This is a genomic window from Albidovulum sp. (assembly GCF_049646345.1).
In the GTDB taxonomy this organism is placed as follows: Bacteria; Pseudomonadota; Alphaproteobacteria; order Rhodobacterales; family Rhodobacteraceae; genus Albidovulum.
In genome coordinates this window covers 1-1,746 of sequence record NZ_JBARVQ010000882.1, presented here as the reverse complement: position 1 = coordinate 1,746, position 1,746 = coordinate 1, and the positions used below count along the sequence as shown (strand labels likewise).

Sequence of the window (1,746 nt, the reverse complement as noted above, 5' to 3'; positions counted from 1 at the left end):
GTCTGGGTATTCGGGCACGGCGGCCAGCGCGGCGGCAAGACTGTCGCTCTTGTCCGGGTTCCGCGGAGAAATGCAAATGGCTGGCATCCGCGTCATGTCCGTGCTGACCGGCCCCGTGGACGACGCATGGCACCAGCGTTTGCCACAACCAAAAGTCGCCCCATCACAACTTGCCCGTACGGTCGTTGCCGCCTTGCGAGACGGACAAGAGATCAGCTGCGCGGGGGACGTGGCAAAGGACCTGTTCGCGCGCTGGCAGGCAAACCCGCTTCTGACAATGAGGGAGGAAAACAGATGACCCACACACCGCTGGCCGCACTAGCCGAAGCTCTCACCACAGGTGGTGTTGAATGCATTGATCTGACCAACACACTCAGCCCGGATTTCCCGGTCATTGTCCTGCCCGCCGAGTTCGGCCAATGCGCGCCTTTCCGGATAGAGAAAGTCTCGCGCTATGACGACAACGGTCCTGCCTGGTTTTGGAACAACATCTCGATGAATGAACATACGGGCACGCATTTCGACGCACCCGCGCATTGGGTGACCGGCAAGGATGTGCCGTCAAACACGGTTGACGCGGTGCCTGTGCGGGATTTCGTGGCGCCAGTGGTGGTCATTGATATCTCCAAAGAAGCCGAGGCCGATGCCAATTTCGTCCTGACCCGCGCGTTCTTGGAGAGTTGGGAAGCAAAGAACGGAACGATCCCCGAGCGCCACTGGATCGCCCTGCGTACCGATTGGTACAAGCGCGTCGGAACACCGGAATACCTGAACCTGAAAGAGGACGGCGCGCATTCGCCGGGGCCTGATGGTGGCGCGATGGAGTTCTTGGTGCATGAGCGCAACTGCATCGGCCTGGCGGTCGAAACCGTTGGCACGGATGCGGGACAGGCGTTTCATTTCAACCCGCCGCTCCCCGCCCACTCCATTCTGCATGGCAACGGGCGCTATGGTCTGCAATGTCTGACCAACCTCGACAAGCTGCCAACATTTGGCGCGCTGATCGTCGCCTGCCCACTGAAGATCGAGGGCGGATCGGGCAGCCCTCTGCGGGTGATCGCCCTTGTGGAAAGGGCTGAAGCATGAGCAAACGCACAACTCTGATCACCGGCGGAAATTCCGGCATTGGCGCCGCGATCGGGCAGGCATTGTTGGACCGCGGAGAGGCCGTGGTCTCCCTTGGGCTTGAGATGCCAGAACACCGCCATGACGACTTGCATAGCTACACTGCTGATCTGACCGATGCGGACGCAACAGCAGACATAGCTACGCGCATCTGCAGGGATCACCAGATCGACGCGCTGGTCCACAATGCCGGCCTGATCCTCCCAAACCTTCTGGAAGACGCGAATCCGGCGGATATTCTGAAGCTCGCGCAACTCCACCTTGCCGCACCAATGGCCCTGACAAAAGCGGCGCTGCCTGGCATGGTCGAACGCGGGGCTGGGCGCGTTGTTTTCATCAGTTCACGGTCACTACAGGGCATGCCAACCCGGTCGGCCTATTCGGCGACCAAGGCAGGCATCAACGGGCTGGCGCGCACTTGGGCGCTGGAGCTTGCTCCAAAGGGCATTACGGTGAACGTGATCGCTCCGGGCCCTGTGCTGACGGAAAACTTCTGGGCCATTGTTCCAAAAGATGGCGAGCAGCAGAAGAAGATTGCGGATGGAATTCCGGTGGGCCGCATTGGAACGTCAGTCGATATCGCCAATGCCGCTCTGTTCTTCCTTGATGAAAGTGCGGGCT

At 60.3% G+C, this 1,746-nt stretch carries 2 protein-coding genes and 1 pseudogene; all 3 read left to right on the top strand.

What is annotated here, in order from left to right; all coding sequences use genetic code 11:
• Positions 1-298: pseudogene (locus tag WBB85_RS23020) on the top strand (SDR family NAD(P)-dependent oxidoreductase); the annotation flags it as partial.
• Positions 295-1,086 carry a cyclase family protein gene (locus WBB85_RS23015; protein WP_432640896.1) on the top strand — a complete coding sequence of 264 codons (792 nt, stop codon included), beginning with the start codon at positions 295-297 and terminating at the stop codon, positions 1,084-1,086. The pseudogene WBB85_RS23020 and the gene WBB85_RS23015, both read left to right, overlap by 4 nt.
• On the top strand, positions 1,083-1,746 hold a 664-nt coding region (locus WBB85_RS23010), incomplete at its 3' end, for an SDR family NAD(P)-dependent oxidoreductase (RefSeq protein WP_432640895.1). The genes WBB85_RS23015 and WBB85_RS23010, both read left to right, overlap by 4 nt.

Excerpts from the sequence above, each read along its gene's own strand:
- WBB85_RS23015 (WP_432640896.1), top strand. The coding sequence starts at position 295 with ATGACCCACACACCGCTGGCCGCACTAGCCGAAGCTCTCACCACAGGT.